The sequence below is a fragment of the Wolbachia endosymbiont (group A) of Apoderus coryli genome, from assembly GCF_947251615.1.
GTDB lineage: Bacteria > Pseudomonadota > Alphaproteobacteria > Rickettsiales > Anaplasmataceae > Wolbachia.
Genome location: NZ_OX366367.1, coordinates 1286149 through 1306797, shown reverse-complemented (window position 1 = coordinate 1306797; position 20649 = coordinate 1286149). Strand labels below are relative to the sequence as shown.

General features: G+C 35.2%; 19 protein-coding genes and 1 pseudogene. 11 read left to right on the top strand and 9 right to left on the bottom strand.

The window, feature by feature from the left end; all coding sequences use genetic code 11:
* Nucleotides 1-199: 199 nt before the first annotated feature.
* The 3 genes from OPR43_RS06725 to OPR43_RS06715 form a co-directional block, all read right to left on the bottom strand.
* Entirely contained in the window at nucleotides 200-1225 is a 1026-nt protein-coding gene (locus OPR43_RS06725; RefSeq protein WP_265034628.1) for an extracellular solute-binding protein, read from the bottom strand.
* Nucleotides 1226-1751: 526 nt separating this feature from the next.
* A complete protein-coding gene (locus tag OPR43_RS06720; RefSeq protein ID WP_265034627.1) occupies nucleotides 1752-1937 on the bottom strand; it encodes a hypothetical protein in 186 nt (61 codons plus the stop codon).
* On the bottom strand, nucleotides 1892-2017 hold the full coding sequence (locus OPR43_RS06715; protein WP_265034417.1) for a hypothetical protein: 126 nt from the start codon (nucleotides 2015-2017) through the stop codon (nucleotides 1892-1894). The genes OPR43_RS06720 and OPR43_RS06715 overlap by 46 nt, the downstream gene beginning before the upstream one ends.
* Nucleotides 2018-2068: 51 nt before the next feature.
* On the opposite strand from OPR43_RS06715, the gene OPR43_RS06710 reads away from it, so the two are divergent.
* Nucleotides 2069-2320 (top strand): hypothetical protein, encoded by a 252-nt coding sequence (locus OPR43_RS06710; protein WP_265034626.1) that lies wholly within the window; start codon nucleotides 2069-2071, stop codon nucleotides 2318-2320.
* 64 nt (nucleotides 2321-2384) lie between these two features.
* Nucleotides 2385-3287, top strand: a complete 903-nt coding sequence (locus OPR43_RS08275; protein WP_406832628.1) for a DnaJ domain-containing protein — start codon at nucleotides 2385-2387, stop codon at nucleotides 3285-3287.
* A gap of 665 nt (nucleotides 3288-3952) precedes the next feature.
* Here the strand turns inward: OPR43_RS08275 and OPR43_RS06700 are convergent.
* Nucleotides 3953-4549, bottom strand: a complete 597-nt coding sequence (locus tag OPR43_RS06700) for a TIGR02217 family protein (RefSeq protein ID WP_265034625.1) — start codon at nucleotides 4547-4549, stop codon at nucleotides 3953-3955.
* Between the two features lie 190 nt (nucleotides 4550-4739).
* Nucleotides 4740-5498 (bottom strand): DsbA family protein, encoded by a 759-nt coding sequence (locus OPR43_RS06695; RefSeq protein ID WP_265034624.1) that lies wholly within the window; start codon nucleotides 5496-5498, stop codon nucleotides 4740-4742.
* 433 nt (nucleotides 5499-5931) lie between these two features.
* Here OPR43_RS06695 and OPR43_RS06690 point away from each other — a divergent pair, with 433 nt between their 5' ends.
* Together OPR43_RS06690 and OPR43_RS06685 are read left to right on the top strand one after the other, a co-directional pair.
* Entirely contained in the window at nucleotides 5932-6993 is a 1062-nt protein-coding gene (locus OPR43_RS06690; RefSeq protein ID WP_265034623.1) for a Fic family protein, read from the top strand.
* Between the two features lie 95 nt (nucleotides 6994-7088).
* Nucleotides 7089-8567, top strand: coding sequence for a UbiD family decarboxylase (locus OPR43_RS06685; protein ID WP_265034622.1), 1479 nt, complete (start codon nucleotides 7089-7091; stop codon nucleotides 8565-8567).
* A gap of 273 nt (nucleotides 8568-8840) precedes the next feature.
* On the opposite strand, the gene OPR43_RS06680 is transcribed toward OPR43_RS06685, so the two are convergent.
* A protein-coding gene (locus OPR43_RS06680) for an IS630 family transposase (protein WP_264705388.1) occupies nucleotides 8841-9700 on the bottom strand; the annotation gives its coding sequence in 2 pieces (ribosomal slippage) (nucleotides 8841-9376 and nucleotides 9376-9700; 861 coding nt in all).
* Nucleotides 9701-9908: 208 nt separating this feature from the next.
* Here OPR43_RS06680 and OPR43_RS06675 point away from each other — a divergent pair.
* A pseudogene (locus tag OPR43_RS06675) lies at nucleotides 9909-10061 on the top strand (IS4 family transposase); the annotation flags it as partial.
* 113 nt (nucleotides 10062-10174) lie between these two features.
* Here OPR43_RS06675 and rho read toward each other — a convergent pair.
* A complete protein-coding gene (gene rho, locus OPR43_RS06670) occupies nucleotides 10175-11578 on the bottom strand; it encodes a transcription termination factor Rho (protein ID WP_265034621.1) in 1404 nt (467 codons plus the stop codon).
* A 192-nt stretch (nucleotides 11579-11770) separates the two neighbouring features.
* Nucleotides 11771-12379 (bottom strand): cell cycle transcriptional regulator TrcR, encoded by a 609-nt coding sequence (locus tag OPR43_RS06665; RefSeq protein ID WP_265026455.1) that lies wholly within the window; start codon nucleotides 12377-12379, stop codon nucleotides 11771-11773.
* A gap of 317 nt (nucleotides 12380-12696) precedes the next feature.
* On the opposite strand from OPR43_RS06665, the gene OPR43_RS06660 reads away from it, so the two are divergent.
* The 6 genes from OPR43_RS06660 (at nucleotide 12697) to OPR43_RS06635 (ending at nucleotide 19371) form a co-directional block, all read left to right on the top strand.
* Complete coding sequence (locus tag OPR43_RS06660) at nucleotides 12697-14505, top strand: peptidylprolyl isomerase (RefSeq protein WP_265034620.1); 1809 nt, start codon at nucleotides 12697-12699, stop codon at nucleotides 14503-14505.
* Nucleotides 14506-14746: 241 nt separating this feature from the next.
* A complete protein-coding gene (rpsP, locus tag OPR43_RS06655; RefSeq protein ID WP_006279266.1) occupies nucleotides 14747-15067 on the top strand; it encodes a 30S ribosomal protein S16 in 321 nt (106 codons plus the stop codon).
* 11 nt (nucleotides 15068-15078) lie between these two features.
* Entirely contained in the window at nucleotides 15079-16065 is a 987-nt protein-coding gene (locus OPR43_RS06650; RefSeq protein ID WP_265034619.1) for a polyprenyl synthetase family protein, read from the top strand.
* 61 nt (nucleotides 16066-16126) lie between these two features.
* Nucleotides 16127-16672, top strand: coding sequence for a nucleotide exchange factor GrpE (locus OPR43_RS06645; RefSeq protein WP_320157462.1), 546 nt, complete (start codon nucleotides 16127-16129; stop codon nucleotides 16670-16672).
* A 40-nt stretch (nucleotides 16673-16712) separates the two neighbouring features.
* Entirely contained in the window at nucleotides 16713-17711 is a 999-nt protein-coding gene (trpS, locus tag OPR43_RS06640) for a tryptophan--tRNA ligase (RefSeq protein ID WP_265034618.1), read from the top strand.
* A 301-nt stretch (nucleotides 17712-18012) separates the two neighbouring features.
* On the top strand, nucleotides 18013-19371 hold the full coding sequence (locus OPR43_RS06635) for an ankyrin repeat domain-containing protein (protein ID WP_265034617.1): 1359 nt from the start codon (nucleotides 18013-18015) through the stop codon (nucleotides 19369-19371).
* Nucleotide 19372: 1 nt separating this feature from the next.
* On the opposite strand, the gene OPR43_RS06630 is transcribed toward OPR43_RS06635, so the two are convergent.
* Complete coding sequence (locus OPR43_RS06630; protein WP_265035696.1) at nucleotides 19373-20635, bottom strand: Tol-Pal system protein TolB; 1263 nt, start codon at nucleotides 20633-20635, stop codon at nucleotides 19373-19375.
* Between the last annotated feature and the right edge of the window lie 14 nt (nucleotides 20636-20649).

The window sequence follows — 20649 nt, the reverse complement described above, 5'->3', positions numbered from 1 at the left end:
AACTACTTGAACCTATTCTACTTTCTTATTACCTTTTTTCAATAGACTTCTTGTGCAGCAATTGTTTTGGTGAAAGAACGGAAAAAGATAGTAAAGCCAAAATTAAGTTAGAAGGAAGAAAAAGTTCAGCGAGTCAAGAGTAAGGTATATTAGCATAAATCTTTCATCCCAATGTTTAGTGGCACTGGGATACCTTACACTATTTCCACTTACACTCATCCGCTATCATAACAGCCTCAAAAAGATGCCTCTCAAGTTCACTTAGAGGCAAATCACTTTGTGAATAATTTCCCCAAGATTTTAGTATATCGGAAGTTTCAACGCCTTCAATAATAGGGTATTCTTGGTTTTTTTTAGCGTATAACTCTTGGGCCTGCTTGCTTACTAAAAATTCCAATAAGACTATAGCATTTTCCCTGTTTTTTGCGTTTTTTGTTACTGCTGCACCACTGATGTTTACCATGACACCGTGATCGTTGCGATTAGGAAAAAAAGCCCCTAGCTTGTCTGCAACATTCTTTTTATTTTCTGATGAAAGAATTCTCGCAAAGTAGTAGCTGTTTACTATTGCAACATCTCCCTCACCAGCTGCTACGGCGTAAATTTGGTCAGTATCACCACCACTTGGTTTTCTTGCCATATTGCTCACAATTCCGCTTACCCATTCTTTCGTCTTTTCAAAACCATTATTTGCAATCATAAAAGCAATTAACGATCTGTTATATGGACTTGTAGAAGAACGCACTAATATTTTTCCTTTCCATTTTTCATTTGCTAAATCTTCATAAGTACTTAAGTCCTTAGGGTCTACTGACTCTTTATTGTAAACCAATATCCTAGTTCTTTTTGTAAGACCAAACCAATAATCTTCACTGTCTCTAAATCTTGCAGGTATAACACTTTTTAAAACCTCTGAATCCACTTGAGATAAAAGCCCTCTTTTTTTTGCTAGAATTAAGTTGACTGCATCAGCAGTTAAAAATAAGTCAGCTTCACCCCCGTTTTCTATTCGTGAAAGTAGCTGAGAATAATCATCAATGATGTAACGTACTTTGATGCCTGTATTTTTCGTGAATTCATCAAACAAAGTACGTACTAATTCCTCTTTACGTGATGAATAAACATTTACCACTTGTGAGTCATTAGTTCCGTCGTTTCTGTATAAATAAGTAATAACTATCAATATAATTGCTATTAAGGACGTGAATATAAAGGCTTTTTTCATATTGGATAAAAAATAACTTCTTTCAGTTAAAGATACTCAAATAACGCAATCTTAGCAAGTGTAAAATTCGTTAGATAAGTCATGAGAGCTACAAAAACTTCCTTGACAAACTCCGCCAGTCCCCTTATCATGAAACTGAAGCTATTTATTTATCTTCTCTGTACAGATTAAATGACAAAAAAACTCAACGTATTTGGCGTCTCATGTTTAATTTTTTGCACTATGTGCACCTTATGTCTTTATCAAATTTCTGGGTTTTTACCTACATAAGCTGAAAAGCGCTTATAAAGCGTTTAAAACATAAAAAAACGCCAACTTAAAAAATGGATAGTGAGTAATTAGCTACCCTAGGGTTTCTTTTGCCTTTTTTTCTGTTTAGTAAATTTCTTAACGTTTATAATTTAGATTAGTTGCGGCTTAAAAGCAACTGAATCGCGGTTATTAAACGTTTAGAATAAAAAAACGCCATACTTGAAAGTATAATGTAAGTAACTAGCCAACCACGGGGCTTCTTTTGCCTTTTTTTTCATTTGGTAAATTTCCTAATATTTATAGCTAACATGAACAAACATTTGAGAGTAACTTCCGCTAGTAGGGTGTCATCCCAGTGCTTGACACTGGGATCCAGCCTTCCTGCAATCTCATCGAAAACGTTGTAACCACTTTCTATGCTAGTTTGCTTGTGAGCAACCTGGATTCCAGTGTCAAGCACTGGAATGACACCCACTGGTGAGTCAAGCCAAAAACGTTTGTACAGCTATGTGTCAAGGCACTGGGATGACACCCTGACAACCGTCATCCCGCTGCTTATTAGCGGCTGAGATACCGCGATTCATTCGCGGTATGACGGTTCGTGGTGGTATGACAGTTCGTGGCGGTATGACGGTTCGCAGCGGCATGATAATAACTTCGTCATCCCGCTGCTTGTTATCGGATGAGATACCGCGGCGGTATGACGTAGAAGCTATACTTTTATACTCACCAACTCAGCTGGATCCAAGTAGTCAGGGTGCTGGGATGACACCCTTTCCCAGTCTATCAAATTACAATGCTTGTACAGTTATGGAATTGTGCAACAGGCACAATTTAATATAAAAAGCTTTGCTTTTTGAAATTTTGGGTTATACTTAACTTAAGATATTTCAGTAGGAAATTTATTGTGAATAGAAAGGAAGCTTTAAAAATATTAGGTTTTAGTGAGGGTGATAACCCCAGTGAACGAGAAATTACAATAGCATATAGAAAATCAGCCCTTAAATATCATCCTGATAAACATTCAGGTGAGAGTAAGGATGTGCAAAAACAAAATGAGGAAAAATTTAAAGAATTAGGTGCTGCATATGAGTGCCTTACTGCACGAAGTTCAAAAACAATCGCAGAGATGACAGATGAAGAATTTGAAGATGTGATGGGGATGTCAGATGAGAGATTTGATATGTTCATGAAGAAGACAATGCAGTGTTGTATGAAGAACTTAGATGAGATTAACTCTGCTGACGATTTGAGTTCTTCTTTAAGTGCTGCTACCTTAGGCAGAGATGTAGAATACCTAAAGAAGCTTTTTTCTAAGTTCAAGAGTAGCAAGAATGGACAATTTGGTGATTATATAAACAAATCTTATGCAGGGGTAAGTCCATTAACTTGTGCTATATTGTCTCAAAATATTGAAATTGTAGAGCTTTGCTTAAAAAATGGTGCAGATCCTAACACAAAAATTGATGAATTATTCTTACGGAATAGTGAAGTTAAAAAATTATTAGTTGAATATGGGAGAATTGATAAATCCAGTGTATTTTGTCAGTTAGCTCTTGCAGTTCTAACAAGTTATGTTGCTTTTGCGATTTACTCTTCATGTGATGCCTCTTTCTTATGTTATGCGGGAGTGGCAGCATTTGCTCTTGCTGGAGTTCTTCTTGTTGCAAAAGCTATACATGATGTGTTTTATGTACAAACAAAATGGCCTTCTCCTAATTTTGATGAAGTTAATGCTGAACAAGTAATAAATAATGTTGAGCTAAATGCTGAGGACAATTCTAAAAGAATTGACAATGCATTAGCTTAATCACAACTGTACGAGCATTGTTATTTAAGAGCAATCTCCACCAAGAAGGGTGTCATCCCAGTGCCTTGACTACTTGGGTCCAGAAAACTTAGCTTTGAGTCAAGATAAAAACTGGATTCCAGCGGGCTTTGTTGCATCGCTAGCTATGATGGATTAAAGATAAAAAAGATAGAGAATATCAGTAGCTTATTATTCTGGTATTTATAACAAGAACGGTCAGTGAATACCTAAATTTGAGTAAAAGAAATTTCACTACCACTCACTAATCCGGCTAAAATTCAAGCATTTCAATGCTTTAGCTATTTTCAATAGAATTAAGTTTATTAATACAAATAACAAATTACTATTCTTAAATTTGATCAGATTGATTGCAAAAAAACAAGATTTTCAATAGGTTGCTTATAATCCTAACTATAGTTAGCCTTTCATAAGTAGCGATGCAACAAAGCCCACTGGGATCCAGTTTTCCATACAGTTTTATCAAAAATGCTTATTTTAGCATAAAGCAAGCTACTTTCTATGTTCTCCAACTTAGCGTCCAATCAAAATTCCTGGATTCCAGACTGGAATGACATCTTCATATTTGAGGGCATAGGGCTGAGCAAGCTGCTTTCGAATTATAATACAGTTGTTGTAGTATGATGTAGATCTATGCTCGCTTATAACTAAAATTTCACTTCCACTAGTGGAATGTTGTTCCAGCTATTGCTTCCATAGTCATCAATAGAAGCGTTTAAGTAATCTGTATCAAAGCGCACGGGCACATCAAATTCGAAGCTCGCAGTGATTATCGCATCTTTTACTGGTGGCTTCATAAATGTTATTTCTCCCGTTGAATAATTTACTGAATATTCACTCTCTTCTTTACCATTTGAATAAATCTTTACTGTCCCATGTACTGGCTTTTTGATCATGCGTATATGCTTATCTTCCCCACTTACATAAGTTTTGATTAGCTGAAAAGTCGTTTTTTTGTTATCTCCTATACCAATCTCTTGATTAATGGCTATAAAATCCGACCAATCCTTAAAACGAAACCCTATTGCTTTACCTTTTCGTGCATGAAAAAATGTTATTAATTCTAATAGCCGCTCGTTTGATCTGACCCCGTAAGCTATGTTGTATCTAGTACGTGCATGAGACCAATTGATGTTGCGCTGTTCACAACCATTATGAGTTGTTACAACGTCAGTGGAAAATTCCGGTCCTCCAGCGGAACCATAAGATATATTTTCTGGAAATCTAATTTCTGTGAATGACATATGTCCTCCTGTGAAAGTAAAATAGTTTGGTTGAAGAAAATGTTGTAATTTGAAAGTGTTTCACATAGTAAATGACGCTATGGAAAGTGGATAAGACCACTGAGTTAAACTGCTGTCATACCCACAATTACTATACTCAGGTTCATTTGAGTTGTCAAGCAAAAAAATAAAATTTTATGGCAAATTGAAACTAGCCTTGTTTATGACTTAATTCATCTACTTTTTTGCGTAATACATTCAAATCAGTTGCTCCTACAAACAGACTATCCCCAATTATTAAAAAAGGTGTACCACCTACTCCCAAATCTCTTACTAGGAGCTTACTGTCGTTTATCATTTGCTCAATTTTGTCTGCATTATTTTTCATGGAATTATTAAAATCGTCCTCATCAATCCCTATGCTTTTCACTATATCCAATATGCTTTCGTCTGAAAATCCTCCTTTGTGACTTAAAGCAGAATAGTGAAAGTCGAAATATTTTTCTTTATCAATAAAGTAAACAGCTAAAGCGCTTTTTGCTGCCCTTAAAGAGGCGTTACCAAGTATTGGAGCATCCCTAAAGATATACTTAATTTTACCGTCGTTAATTAACTGCTTTATATCATTCTTCATAGCTTTGCAATATCCACAAGAATAGTCAAAGAAGCCTGCAGCTACAACACTACTATTTTCATTTCCGGAGTAAGGATAAGTAAGGTCAAATATTTGATTCTTGTATTGTGAAATTTTACTTTTGGTCACATTATCTCGAGCAGCGTAACTACTTTTAATCGACTCCTCTTTGAGAGTTCTTACGATCTTATCAAAATTTCTACTGATATAATCATCTAATCTCTCACCTATATAATCATCGTTTAGCATTTGGCTGCGATTTGAAAGCCAATTATTTATTATCGGCAAGCTTGCTATTGCTATTATTAAAATCAATAAAAACGATACCCTAGACATACAATTTATTTAAAAACCTACAATATAAAACTTTTAGTACACATTTATCTGTATATTAAAAGAAGCATCTAATGTTAATACATAAAAACATTTGTATCAAGTGTATTTTATAGCCGGTTTTGTCTCAAATGCAAACTTTAACAATAAAAACTAAGCGTAAAACTAATCAGAAAGTTTAAGATGCAAACAGCAAAAGCGCGTGGAGCATAGATTTAAGTTGTTTGTTTTATTCCGCTGTGTATAATTTCAACAAACTCCGCGGAATAAACATATGAACGAGCCAATAATTGGTAGAGAAAAAGAAATAGCTATTCTACAAGACAAACTTCTTTCTCAATCAGCTGAATTTATTGCTGTTTATGGTCGCGTCGTGTGAATGTTGCATTATCTGCATTTTATCAGCATAATATAGAAGTAATGTAATGCAGATATTATGCCGATGCCAAATTATACGATTACCTCCAAAACCGCTAATTGCCTTATGAGGATTGAAGCAGCAAAAGAAAAAGTGTTACATTTGCCGCTCACTGTATCGATGCTTTCGTCTCTTCGTGAAACTGCACGGCTTTATACCACACACTACTCTACTATGATTGAAGGAAATCGACTTGAGCCTAAGCAGATTGAAGAGGTTTTAAGTGGTAAAAGCCACTTTCCAAAATATAGGAGAGATGAAAATGAGGTTAAAGGATATTATGCAGCTTTAACCCAAGTTGAACAATGGGCAGCGAGAACGATCCCTATTACTGAGAAAGCCATTCAAACGCTTCATGCTCTAGTAATGGCAAGTGGAAAATCTAAAGTCCCTTATCGTGATGGTCAAAACGTTATTCGTGATAGCCGTACACGTGCAATAATTTATATGCCACCTGAAGCAAAGGATGTATCAAAGCTTATGAGCAGTATGGTGGATTGGATTCGTGACAGTGAACAAGTGCCTTACCCAATTATTGCAGGTATTGCTCATTATCAATTTGTAACAATTCACCCTTACTATGATGGTAACGGTCGTACTGCAAGATTGTTGACTACATTAATTTTACACCTTGGTGGGTATGACCTAAAAGGGCTTTACTCATTGGAAGAATATTATGCTAAAAATCTAGGGGCTTATTATGAAGCAATAACATCGCACAACTATTACATGGGACGAGCTGAAGCAGATATCACTAAGTGGGTGGAGTATTTCGTAGAAGGTATGGCAAATTCATTTGAGAACGTTTTACAACGTATAAATGAAGAAGAATACCACACTGATCAGACTGATCTTATACGTAAGCTTGATCCTAAACAACGCAAAGCTCTTGAGCTCTTCCAGGAGTTTTCCGCTATTACAGCTAGTCAGGTTGGCGAACTATTTAATTTTAAGCCTCGTACTAGTGCGCAACTTTGTAAAAAGTGGGTGGAAATGGGGTTTATCGAGATTGTAGATTTTTCCAATAGAGGAAGGAAATACAAACTTAGTAAGCAATATGAAGATTTGATCTCAAATTAACTGAAAGCTTGTTAGACAGAAAAGCAGTGCATAGATCAAATTTTAATAAAGTGCTTGAAAACTAAATGTAAACTTAAAATTTTAAAAACTGGAATATGTACAACAACTTACGCGACTTCATTAAAGCCTTAGAAGAAAAAAAAGATCTGATTAGGATTAAGGAGGAAGTTTCAACAGTTCTTGAAATGACAGAAATTCATCGCAGAGTTTTGTCAAACAAAGGGCCAGCTATCATTTTTGAAAATGTTGTCACAGAAAATGGCAAAAGTGCGATTCCTGTTTTGGTGAATTTATTCGGTACTATTGAAAGAATTGCGTTGGGACTGAACATCAACCCCGGTGAACTGAGAGATTTGGGTAAACTTCTCGCATTTTTGCGATCACCTGAGCCGCCAAAAAACTTTAAGGATGCTATAAAAATGTTTCCTCTATTAAAAGTCGTGTTATCGATGCGAAGCAAAGTCGTGAGCAAGGCTCCATGTCAAGAGGTAGTGCTAACCGGAGATGAAGTGGACCTAAGTCTACTGCCCATTCAAACATGCTGGCCAAATGAACCTGCACCACTTATCACCTGGCCGATTGTGGTAACAAAAGGACCCACGAAAGATAAACAAGATAATTTCAATCTTGGAATATATCGTATGCAGGTCATAGATAAAAAAACGACTCTAATGCGCTGGCTTGCACATCGTGGTGGTGCAGGTCACCATAAACGATGGAAAGAGAAGGAACAAAATATGAAATTTCCTGCTGCTGCTGTGATCGGTAGTGATCCTGCAACGATTATTGCTGCAGTAACCCCGGTGCCAGAAACATTGTCAGAATACCAATTTGCTGGACTACTGCGAAAGAAGCCGCTTGAGCTTGTAAATTGTAAGACTATTCCGCTTCAAGTGCCAGCTCACGCGGAAATCGTTCTGGAAGGCTATGTGAGTTTGGATAGATATCAAGACGAAGGGTCATACGGAGACCACACTGGCTACTATAATTCTGTTGAGCAATTTCCTGAATTTAATATTACTGCAATTACAATGCGTAAAAACCCGATATATCTTAGCACTTTCACTGGCAAGCCACCTGATGAACCATCAATTCTTGGTGAAGCACTCAATGAAATTTTTGTGCCCATTCTTATCAATCAATTTCCAGAGATAGTGGATTTTTATCTACCACCAGAAGGTTGTTCATATAGAATAGCGGTGGTATCGATAAAAAAGTCTTATCCAGGACACGCAAAAAGAATTGTTATGGGCATACTTTCTTTTCTCAAGCAGTTTTTATACACGAAGTTTATTATCGTTGTTGATGATGATATAAATGTACGTGATTGGAAGGAAGTGATGTGGGCAATATCAACGAGAATGGACCCTGTGCGTGATACAATCATGATAGAAAATGCACCTATTGATTATTTAGACTTTGCTTCCCCTGAAAGTGGCCTTGGAGGTAAAATGGGATTTGATGCGACAAATAAAATCCCGCCTGAAACCAAACGAGAGTGGGGAAAGAAAATTGAGATGAGTGAGGAAATAGTAAGAAAAGTTACGGAAAAGTGGGAAGAATATATGGACTAGACTTCTTGCATAAAAGCAGAAAAAAGTTTGGCGTTTTTTGTAATACCGCGATTGTATCCGTTCAGCCAATGGCGTCAACTTAAGGGAAAATATCAGTGATTGTGTGTAAAATTTCTCTCTAAATTTTTTATCATAAAATTATCCAAAGAGTGAAAAAAAACGCTGTTGTTTCTATAAAAAAGTTTAAAATGTGTCCTTTCTATAAGGAGACATGCAGAAAGGAAAAAATCTTATTTTACAAATTATAGCATTTCTCATAATAGTCCGAACAGGTCATAGGAAGGCAGAATCAACAGCACGACGAAAGGATTCGAATAGAGGAATGTTTTTCCTGGCTCTGTTTTTTATAGCAAACCAATGATGCTCAATTTTGTTGAAATCTGGAGAATAAGGCGGCAGATACAAAATTTCTGCACCAACCCCTTTAGCAAGCTCGATAATCTTATCAGACTTATGAAAAGTAGCATTGTCAAGAATGACAGTCTGTCCAGGTTCCAAGATCGGTGTCAAAAATTGCTCAAACCATCCATTAAAAACATCCATATTACAGTGGCCTTCAAAGGTTAACGGAACAACTATCTTTCTTCCACTTAAGGCTGCAACCATACTGATTCGTTGAGTTTTCTTTCCAGATTTTAAGGCATAAAACCGCTGTCCTTTCTGGCAATATCCGTAGGGGTAGTCTTCGGTGTTATCAATGCCAGACTCATCTATATACACTAAGTTTTTAGGTTCTTTTGTCGCTATAATTTTCAAAAATTCAGCACGTTTTTCTTCGTTTCTTTCCTTGTATCCATATGTCTTTTTTTGCGCGTAAATCCAATTTTTTTAAGGGCTCGATAGATCGTTTGGATACTAACGTTGTTCCAAAGTTTAGCCATTTCCGATAGAGTCTTTCCTCCGTGTTCTCTGGCAAATTTGGCAAAGGTATCCCAGTCGGTAATTTTGTGATTGTAACCCCCATTTCCAAGTTTTTTTGATTGAAAGTCTCCTGTTTCTTTTCTTCTTTGCTGCCACTCCCATAAAGTAGTTCGTCCAATCTTAAATCTTGCTGCCACTGTTTCTCTGCTTTCTCCTTCGTCTAGCGCTTCCATTGCTTTTTTTCTTAAATCATAACTATATGCTGCTGGCATTCAACCTCCTTATCATCATCTATCCTTATCCTATCACATCCGGACTTTTATGGAAAGAGCTATAAAAATACAATATACTCAAAAACTTTTCAGAAGATCCATAGGAGGGTTTGCTAATGAAGACTCTTAAGTTGACGCCATTGGCTGAACGGATACAAGTTACGACTGCTTAGTTCTTTATTCATTTTCACAATCCGTGAACGGTTACTTGTTTTTAGCGTTAAGCAGCAAAATTAATAATTTGAGAATTTTCCTGAAAAAACTTACCACAGACTGGTCATAATTTTCTGTGAAAGACAGATATAGAAAAACTAGAATATCCACCTTAAGTTCATTGAATTTTCTTACCTTTGCTTCTTAACTTGATGCGTATGAACGCTCCCTAAGTTCGCCATTGCCTGAACGGATACAATTATTTTAACTATAAGAGCGTTTTACTTTTTACTCAGCATATCCATCATAACTGGCTTACTTTTAGTGATTCATGGAGTTAAAAAAGTCAGCGTTGCTCTTTGTTAAAAGTAGTTTATCACGTAAAAATTCCATTGCTTCAACAGATCCCATAGGATTAAGTATTCTACGCAACACCCATATTTTATTTAGTATAGCCTTATCAACTAATAGCTCTTCCTTCCTTGTTCCGGATTTTGTAATATCAATAGCTGGAAATATACGTTTATCAGAAAGTTTTCTATCAAGTATGATCTCAGCGTTTCCTGTACCTTTAAACTCTTCAAAAATCACTTCATCCATTTTTGAACCAGTTTCTATAAGGGCTGTAGCGATGATTGTCAAAGAACCACCATTTTCAATATTACGAGCCGCTCCAAAAAAACGCTTTGGTCTCTGCAGTGCGTTTGAATCCACACCACCAGTTAGAACTTTCCCAGACGAAGGAATAACAGCATTATAGGCACGTGCAAGTCTAGTAATATTGTCAAGTAGAATTACCACATCTTTTTTATGCTCAACCATTCTTTTAGCTTTTTCTATTACTATTTCAGCAAGCTGTACGTGACGGTAAGCAGGCTCATCGAACGTAGAACTTACTACCTCACCTTTTACAGAACGTATCATATCTGTTACTTCTTCAGGTCTTTCATCTATAAGTAACACTATTAATTCTACTTCAGGGTGATTTATAGCTATAGAGTTAGCCATTTGCTGAAGCAATACAGTTTTTCCTGTGCGAGGTGGAGCAACTACTAACGCTCTTTGCCCTTTTCCAAGAGGAGCTACTATATCTATAGCACGCATGCTTAAGCCTTTTTTATCATCACCATTATTACACTCAAGTACTATGCTTTCCTCAGGATAAAGAGGAAGCAAATTATCAAAATGGACGTACTTTCTTAATTCACTTACTTCAGTAGAGTTTATACTTTGAACCTTAGTTAAAGTAAAATATCTTTCTTTATCACCAGGTGGCCTTATTTCTCCATATGCCATATCTCCTGTACGTAAATTAAACTTCTTTATTTGCCCGTTAGAAATATAAACATCATCGGTACTTGGGGCATAATTTGCACTTGCTGAACGTAAGAAACCAAAACCATCAGGCAATATTTCCACTATTCCACTCCCTGTGGTTATGCCTCCTTCTTCACTCATTTTCTTCATTAAGCTGAATATTATTTCCTGCTTTAGCATTCTACCATTGTTTTTACCGTTAGTTAAAATTTTTCTTTCTTCAGCTAACTCCAACAATTCTTCTGCTGTTTTCTCTTTTAATTCGCTCAGATCTAATGTTTTTCTGTTTTTTTCAGTACCTTCATTAGCTATCTGGTTTACTGTATCGTTATTGTGAACTCGTTCACTTGTTTCAGGTTGAGCTGTAACTTTTCCTTTTGCTAAAACATCTTCATTGATTGTTGTCATAATCCTCCAAAAATTTTAATTGATGCTTACTAACCTAAAATGTGACTACAAGATAATAAATTAGGCTGAGCTAGTTTTAGTGCGTATTAAGCTTAATTATCATTAAACCCCGTACTTTACTTATATTATACTAATAAACACTAGCAAGTCAAGTTAATTTAATGTTAACAAAGCACAAAAATTTGAGGATTTTCAATAGCTATTCTTTATATTTTTTAACCTTTCTTGCTTCTCTTCTTCTACTTTTGCTTTTTCCACTTCTGCTTCTAAATTTTCTTGGCTACATAAGCCAAGTAGTACAGGATCTTGGGGTTTTATATTTTGCATGTTATGATGAGATCCATCTCTTATCTGCTCAACTGTGTAATTTGTTGTACTAATTAATTTAGCTATAACGTTATTGTCCAAGATAGGAAATTTTTTTACTAGATAATAAATCGCATCAGGTTTATCTCTACGCCTTGCCGTAGAAGCAAAGCCAAGAATGTTACCAATCGCCTTACTCCTTTTTTTTATATTTTTTATAATCAAATTTGGTACACGATTTGGATTTTTTTTGCAATCATCGATTTCTTTTTCAGTAATTATCCCAGAAATAATAGGGTTATATTTTTCAACTTCTATTTCCTCATCAGCTATGTCTTGTACTTCTTCAAGGGCCAACCTGCAGCATTGTGCTATTTGATTAAAAGTTAAACCAGTGTTGTCTACTAACCAAGCAGCTATTTGCATTAGAAACTGTTTATTTCTATCGTTATTGCCCTTAGAAGATTCCATTGACATCAAAAAAGCATCTCCCATTTAAAGTATCCCTTACTGTTATACAGAGCTAAAATATAAACTATTAAAACTAAAAAAGCATTAATTTTGTCATTCAATGACTTTTTGTTTGTCACTTCCCACCTCTTAAGTTAATTAAATGCGCTTACCTTTAAACATATTTCCCCTTCTTAAGGTATAGTATAACTCAGTTAAACATATGTTTCTATTTAAGATTAGAGAGTTAAATTTTAAGTTAATATATTGTAATATTATATATATTAGCTAATAAAGCAACAGGTTTACAAGCATTAAATTATCACTATTCTATAATTAACCATTAATTAACTGAGTTTAAAATGAATGTTAAAAATTTTTTCACTAAAGTAACCGTTGTCCTTTTAGCTTGCTTGTTAATCTTCATGGGAATTGGTAACCTTTTATCAGGTGATGATGAAAAAGAAGAGGTAGCTAGGGTTGGAAAAGAAGTTATAACGTCAGATGAGTATAAATCACTATATCAAAATTATGAAAAGCAAATTTCTGGATCTGATGCGAGTAGAGAACAAGTAAAAAAGCTGAAATATGATTTGCTTAACGCACTTATAGAGCAAAAACTATTGTTTAACCTAATTAGTGAGCTGGGGTTGACAGTTGGAGAAGAGTCTATAAAAAACCATATTAAAAACACCAAATACTTTCAAAATGATAAAGGCGAATTTGACAAAAATAAATTCCATGAAACGCTAAATGACCTGCATATGACAGAGAAAGAGTATATAGCAAAGCTAGAGAAAGTCCTGCCTGCAATGATGTTCATGACTTCATTATTTAAAGATAATTATCCAGTAACTTTTGGCGAGAGAGTTGATGAGCAGATATACAAAAGTCGCTACCAAACTAGAGTAGTGGATATTGTTAAAATAACTGAAGATGCAGTTACAAACATTCCTGAACCAGATGATCAAGCCTTACTTGATTTGTACGAAAGAAATAAATCCCATTTTTATTATCCTGAGTATCGAACTGCGCAATATATTTCCTTAGGCCAAAAGTATTTTGAAGATCAAATCAAGATCTCAGATGAAGAAGTTGATGGTATAATAGAACAACAGGAACTAAAAGATCAAAGAGATATATTCAATGTAATATTTTCTACCAAAGAAGAAGCTGAGACAGCAAGAAGAGCATTTGAGGAGGGTAAAACAAGCTTTGAACAGATAGTAGAAGAGTTTGGCAAAGCAAAACTTGAGGAAACTAGAGTAAATAATATAACTAAGGATTTTTTACCAGAAGATGTGAGGGAAAAGGTATTTGCTCTCAAAGTAGGTGAAGTAAGTGAAGTTTTAGCAAGCAGTTTTGGTTGGCACATAATAAAAGTGGAAGGTGCGCATCAAATCTCTGATGAAGACTTAGTTGATTTAAAAAAAGATATAAAGTCAGTTTTAACTAACCAAAAGTCTTTTGAAAGAGTCAATGATTTCATAAACCAAGTGAACTATAAGATATACAATGGTTCAACAATTGAAGAAATATTGAGTGAATATAATTTACCTATACAAACTATTGGTCCAGTAGATGCGAATGGAAAAGATCAAAACGGTAATAACGCAGGAGATTCTAGTGATTTGATTTCTTTCATTTTTTCGCGAGAAAAGGAGCAGAAAGGTTATTTTAAGGGCGTTGGGGACGCTGTTGTTAGTGTAAAAATCATTGATATCGTTCCACCCAAATTGCAAAGTTTTGAAGAAGGCAGGGCATTAGCGGTAGAGCTTTGGTGTAGTGAGTTTATAAAAGAAAGAATGTTTAAAATTGGGCAAGAGGTTGCAGTTCAACTAAGAGAAAAAACAGATTTGGAAGAAATTCAAGGTGTGGAATTAGTTAAAGGTCAGCAGATGCACCGCAATGAAGTGGATCAACAAAACTACCCCTTTTCTTTTGTAGAAGAGATTTTCAATATGAAAACAACTGATTCAGTGACAGACCCTATTCAATACAATAATGAAATTATAATAGGTGTTCTAAAAGAAATACATTCATCAAATGGTAAATTAAACACGCTTGACACCGGAAAACGTGTGATGATATCGCTAAAAGAGCAATTAATTAGCTATCTGGAATCAAAGTATAAAGTCGAAGTTAATCACGCTATACTTGATGATATATAGCCAGATAAGAATTAAATCCTTATAAGAACCTGTTTTACCTCAAACGCATCCAGTGCTCCGAACTTGGACCCAGAAACTTACTAAGTGGCTGCATGATGCAAACTAGATTCCAGTGCCCGGTGCTGGAATGACACCCTACATTATTGGTAATTATATTATAAGGTGCAAAAGTTGTATAATTCATTTGACTTAAAACGGCTCATTGTATAAAATTGTGACTAATATATGAATAAAGGTTAACATGGCAGTTAAAATAAGGTTGGCGAGGTTTGGCGCAAAGAAACGCCCTTTTTATAGGATAGTTGTAGCTGATTCACGAGCACCAAGAGATGGGCGTTTTATTGAGAAAATAGGACAATATGATCCAATGTTACCAAAAGACAATAAAAATCGTGTTGTGGTGAAGGCTGATAGATTAAAACATTGGCTAAGCGTAGGCGCGCAAGCAACTGAAAGAGTACTATGGTTCATTAAAAAAGGCATAGTAACTTTAGAAACAGAACCAAAGAAAACAGAAAAGAAGAAAGTAGAGAACGAGAAAGCACAGGGACAAGAAGCATAAGTCTCTTTAAAATGCTAAATACTGATTTAACAAATAATGGTAAATTAGACGATGTCGTATCTTCTGATTTATCAGCTATGAAGGACTTTATCTTCAAAAATGTCAATGATGAAGGTGCTAAGCTTGCTACTGATATTATATCTCATCTTGTTAGTTCAGGTGGAAAAAAAATAAGGCCTAAACTAGTTTTTATTATATGTAAAATGCTAAACTATTCTGGGGAGGATAGGATCAACGTTGCTGCATCGGTAGAGTTTATACACAATGCTACTTTACTTCATGATGATGTGCTTGATGAAAGTGAGGCACGCCATGGAGTTAAAACAGCGAATAAGATTTGGGGAAATAAATCAAGCATTTTAGTTGGTGATCTATTGTTGACTCTAGCATTTAGATGGCTTATAGAGTGTGGAAATTTAAATATTCTCTCTATTTTATCTAAAGCATCGCATTTACTTGTGAAGGGTGAAATAAAGCAGATGACAACACGTTTTGACCCCCACACAGTCAGGGAAAATTATTTTGATATCATTGGAGAAAAGACAGCATCTTTATTTTCTGCATGCTGTGAAGCTGCATCTACAGTATCTGGTGCAACAAATGACGAAACAGAGAGGCTAAAGAATTTTGGTTTTAATTTTGGTATGGCATTTCAAATAGTTGATGATATGCTCGATTATACTGCTAATCAAGGCACTTCTGGAAAACAAGTCGGAAAAGACTTTTTCGAAGGTAAAGTCACCTTACCTGCTATTATAGCATACGAAAAGGGCAGTCCAGCAGAGCAAAAATTCTGGGAAAAATGCTTTTCTTCAGCTAGAGACAATTTTGACCAAGCATTACACTATATTAATCACCATAATGCCATTCAGCTTTCTATGGAAAAAGCTAGACACTACATTAATATGGCGCAAAATAATATTAGTACTTTTTCTGATTCTTTTTATAAAACTACTTTAATTGACTTTTTAAATGCGAGCATAGAAAGACGAATGTAGCTAGCGCTTGATATTTTCAGATTAATTGCTATATATTTATTAGATTCTTAAGGGTAATAATATGTCAGACAGCAGTAAAGAGAAAAAGAAGAAGTTTACCGATATGGTAAGTGGGCAGAAAGGTGACGACCAACAAAGTGATAACCATAAGCAAACTGATGATTTAAATGAAGATCTCAATACATTAAAAGAACGTGCAGCTCAGCTTGAAGATCATTTACGCCGTGCTGTTGCAGATAATGAAAACGTCAAACGTATAATGCAAAAGCAAATTAGCGATGCAAGTGACTACGCAGTCACAAAGTTTGCACGTGATATGATCGACTCGTGCGACAATTTAAAAAAAGTAATAGAAATTTTGAAAGACGGTGATCCTGTTCATGAAGGAATCAAAGTAGCGCATCAAAAAATTATAAATGATCTAAAAAAACATGAAATAGAAGAAGTAGACCCACTTGGTGAGCTTTTTGACAGTAATTTACACCAAGCCGTTGTGGAAAGAGAGGACGATGAAAAAGAGCCTGGCACTATTATAGAAGTATTACAAACTGGTTATACTATCAAAAATAGGTTGCTCCGCCCTGCAATGGTTATTATTTCTTGCTGATTGTGGAAACGATTAGCAAAACGCATAAGGTACATGTGTAATGACAAGTATTGTCTTTTCAGGTATCCAGCCAAGTGGCGTACTACATTTAGGTAATTATCTTGGTGCAATCAAACAGTGGATAGACTTACAGGATAAATACAAATCTCTTTTTTGTATTGTCGACCTACATGCAATCACAGCAAATAAGCTTCCCGCAAGTGAATTAAAAAGTAATATTTTCAAAACAGCAGCAGCTTATATTGCATGTGGAATAGATCCAGAAAAGTCCATTATTTTTAATCAGTCCACAGTTAGTAGTCATGCAGAACTGGGCTGGCTGCTTGGGTGCTATACACCAATTGGTTGGCTTAATCGCATGACTCAATTTAAAGATAAAGCTGGCAGCGATAAACAAAAAGCCTCTCTTGGATTATATAGTTATCCAGTACTTATGGCTGCAGATATATTGTTGTATCAAACTAAATACGTTCCTGTTGGTGATGATCAAAAACAGCATTTGGAGCTTGCACGTGATATTGCATCAGCTTTTAACAATCATTATAAACTGGATTATTTCATCGTACCTGAAATCTTAACTTTGGATTGCACATCAAGGATAATGAGCTTAAGAGATGGTACAAGCAAGATGAGTAAATCTGACCCTTCAGAATATTCGTGCATTAACCTTGATGATACGGATGACTTAATTGTCAAAAAAATAGAAAAAGCAAAAACAGATTCAATTCTAGGCTTTGCTACTTTAGAGTGCCGCCCGGAAATAAGCAATTTGATAAACATTTATTCAGTGCTTAGTAATTTAAATGTGGAAAAAGTATGTGAAGAAGTGAACAAACATGACATGAAACACTTCAAAAAAGAGTTAGCTGATTTAATTATCAGTGTTATATCACCCATACGTGAGGGGATGAATGATCTTTTAAAAGACCAATTCCATTTACATGAAATATTAAAAAAAGGCACAAAGAAAGCAGCAGAAATTGCAACCCATAATATAAAAGAAATCAAGGATATTATTGGATTTGCTCAATATCTGTAAGGTTCCAAAGTGTAGGTATAAATAAATCAGGAAATTTTGTTCACTTTTTTTGTCATCTAAGTAGCTGACACTGGAATGGCTTTGTGTTTGAGGCAAAACCGGCTATAACACTTAACATACTGCCTTTGCAAACAAATGTTCGTACAGTTATGTGTCAGCTACTTCTATGACATCATAGGGCTTGCATGATATCCTTCTTGGTAAAGTAAGAAATCTGTCTCTAGTTTTACTTTGCTTTCTTGAGTGGACTTGCTAAACTGATAATACATTATGTTAATTTAATTTTACCAAGGGGGTGAGTATGATTCCAAAAACACGTAAAGAGGCATTTAAAGTTCTAGAATTGTCAGAGAATGCAAGCGCAGAAGAGATTAAGAAGGCATATCGCAAGCTTGCACTCGAATGGCATCCCGATAAATGGTCAGATAAAAGCCAAGAAGAGCAAAAGACAACAACAGAAAAGTTTAAAGAAATATCAGTAGCATATGGAATATTAACAGGCGAGATCAGCGAAGAATTCATTAGCCAACAGTCTAATGATTATTGGGATGATTTGATTGATAGAATTATTAAAGAACAGCGAAACAACCTCTATGGCTCACATTTAAGTAAAGAAGAGAAAGATTTATTTTCTGCTCTTACAAAGAGAGATCTAGCCCGAACAAAAATTTTGTTAACAAAAGTTCAGAACATCAACGTAAAAACCAAACCTTTTGGTATTGAAGATGCTCAAGAATCGATATTGCACCACGTTGTAAGAAATTCTTGTAAAAATCCTGATTGGATAGAGTTTCTTGAAGAAGTTTTATCAAAATATAGCCCTGGTAATTCAACACCAGCTTATGATAGTAATATCGAGCTATACTCAAAACTTAACACAATAGATGTGAATACTATTAGTGTATATGAAGGTACTCCTTTAATAGTTGCGTGTAGATTAGGCAACCTTGATGTCGTAAATGTGCTTTTAAAGCACGGAGCAGACCCGAATATAGGTGGTCATTATGGCATATCACACTACACACCACTTCATTATGCTTTAGAAAACAAAAAAAATGATATTGTTAAGGCACTTTTTGAACATGGTGCTAAAATTGAAAAGTTATGCACTAGCGATTTCACAGCATTTGCTAGGAGAGAAGTGGAAATACTCTTACCATATATGTCGAATAGACAAAAAAGTATGGTCTTAGAAAGTATTGCTTACTTTAATAAGTATGAGAAAAGCTTAAATGATCATGATACTAAAACTGTAAAATTACTATTGAAGACAGGCGCTGACTCTGAATTTTGTGATGAAGAAGGAACCGTTAGTGCATTAAGTTGGGTTCGATACACAAAGAATGATCTTGAAAAACTATTCACTGAACACAAAGAAAATGTAATTAATAACAATTCACATCCAAAACAAGATCCTACTCTAGGAATTTCTCCGAGAAGACGGACAATTATCCGTTCAGCACTACTGCTTGGTGTTATAGGAGCCACACTGGCTGCAATGGGAATTATACCTGAAATTGCTGTTATTGGAGTAATTGCAACTGTTGTGTTGTCAGGAATCGCTGGTGCTATAGTAGGTGGTGTAGCGGGGTATCTTGTTGATGTAGCAATAAATCAATGCCGTGATAATACAGTTAATCAGCAGTGTGCAGCTCAGTAGTTCAAAAATAAGACCAATCCGGTAAAGAAGCATTTGTGGGAGTGGAAACCATTTTTTGATTTTTCTTTACTAAGTCTACTAAATATAGTTTAGAGTTGCTTGGTGATTCTGTTCTTGTAAAAATGATTTCTCTGCCATTTGGTAGCCATGCCGGGGATTCAATTTTATGCCCCTCTGAAAGCAGACGTTCTTCTTTGCCATCTGGCTTCATAACTCCTATGTAAAATTTTCCTGACTGAATCTTTGTAAAAGCTATCAGATCTCCTTTTGGCGACCAAACAGGCGTAGCATATCTTCCACTTCCAAAACTAATTCTTTTAGGTTTTTTACTTTTGTTAGTAAAATCGATAACGTACAGTTGCTGACTTCCACTTATATCAGAACTAAAAACCATATACTTTTGATCTGGAGAAAAAGAGGGAGAAGTGCTTATAGCTGAGCCTTTAGTAATTTTTTTTGTTCGTTTACTACTTAAATCTAAAGATAATATATTCGTTTTACCACCCAATGAGTGGGAAATTAAAAGAGATTTACCATCAGGAGAAAATCTTGGTGCAGAAACAACTCCTTCAAATGCGCTGATCATTGATTCAGTGTTATCTTTTAAATTTTTTAATATTATATAACTTTTACCATTTGCATATGAGATATAAACAATACCCTCTCCATTTGGTGAGAATCTCGGTGTTGACACAAATCTATCGCCATTTGTTAAGTATTTTATATTACTTCCATCTTGATTCATCACAGCAATTTTACGCACAGATTTGTAATTGCTATCTTTTTCTTCAGCGATATACGTGATTTTTGTGTTGAAGTGCCCTTTCTCACCAATCAATCTATCATGTATCACATCCGAAACAAGGTGACCAATTTTTCTCCAGTCTTTTGCTGGAAAAACAACTGACTGAGTAAGTAATTCTCTTCTTGTAAAAGTGTCAAACAAACGAAATGATAGCTCTAATGCACTACCAGATACTTCGCTTAAACTTACTGTGACTACAGTATCGCTTTTCCAAGATTTAGATTCAGTTTCTACGTCACGTTTTACATTAAATAAGCCACAATTAGATAAATTTGTTCCTATTACCTTTGCAATATTTTCGCTTAATTCGCTTTCCAGCGCTGTTTTACATGTACATTTAGATACAACAAGACCAATGTTACCAACACTGCTTTTTTTTATATCAACATATAAAGCAGCTTTTGTAAAATAAGGAATAAATAACGAAATAAATAACACCAGCTGAACGAATAACTTCATTAGACTTCCTGCTT

Bases quoted from the DNA above. Each gene is read 5' to 3' on its own strand.
- OPR43_RS06725 (WP_265034628.1), bottom strand. From the start codon at position 1,225: ATGAAAAAAGCCTTTATATTCACGTCCTTAATAGCAATTATATTGATA.
- OPR43_RS06710 (WP_265034626.1), top strand. From the start codon at position 2,069: ATGACGGTTCGTGGTGGTATGACAGTTCGTGGCGGTATGACGGTTCGC.
- OPR43_RS06700 (WP_265034625.1), bottom strand. From the start codon at position 4,549: ATGTCATTCACAGAAATTAGATTTCCAGAAAATATATCTTATGGTTCC.
- OPR43_RS06695 (WP_265034624.1), bottom strand. From the start codon at position 5,498: ATGTCTAGGGTATCGTTTTTATTGATTTTAATAATAGCAATAGCAAGC.
- OPR43_RS06690 (WP_265034623.1), top strand. From the start codon at position 5,932: ATGCCGATGCCAAATTATACGATTACCTCCAAAACCGCTAATTGCCTT.
- OPR43_RS06685 (WP_265034622.1), top strand. From the start codon at position 7,089: ATGTACAACAACTTACGCGACTTCATTAAAGCCTTAGAAGAAAAAAAA.
- rho (WP_265034621.1), bottom strand. From the start codon at position 11,578: ATGACAACAATCAATGAAGATGTTTTAGCAAAAGGAAAAGTTACAGCT.
- OPR43_RS06665 (WP_265026455.1), bottom strand. From the start codon at position 12,379: ATGGGAGATGCTTTTTTGATGTCAATGGAATCTTCTAAGGGCAATAAC.
- OPR43_RS06660 (WP_265034620.1), top strand. From the start codon at position 12,697: ATGAATGTTAAAAATTTTTTCACTAAAGTAACCGTTGTCCTTTTAGCT.
- rpsP (WP_006279266.1), top strand. From the start codon at position 14,747: ATGGCAGTTAAAATAAGGTTGGCGAGGTTTGGCGCAAAGAAACGCCCT.
- OPR43_RS06650 (WP_265034619.1), top strand. From the start codon at position 15,079: ATGCTAAATACTGATTTAACAAATAATGGTAAATTAGACGATGTCGTA.
- OPR43_RS06645 (WP_320157462.1), top strand. From the start codon at position 16,127: ATGTCAGACAGCAGTAAAGAGAAAAAGAAGAAGTTTACCGATATGGTA.
- trpS (WP_265034618.1), top strand. From the start codon at position 16,713: ATGACAAGTATTGTCTTTTCAGGTATCCAGCCAAGTGGCGTACTACAT.
- OPR43_RS06635 (WP_265034617.1), top strand. From the start codon at position 18,013: ATGATTCCAAAAACACGTAAAGAGGCATTTAAAGTTCTAGAATTGTCA.
- OPR43_RS06630 (WP_265035696.1), bottom strand. From the start codon at position 20,635: ATGAAGTTATTCGTTCAGCTGGTGTTATTTATTTCGTTATTTATTCCT.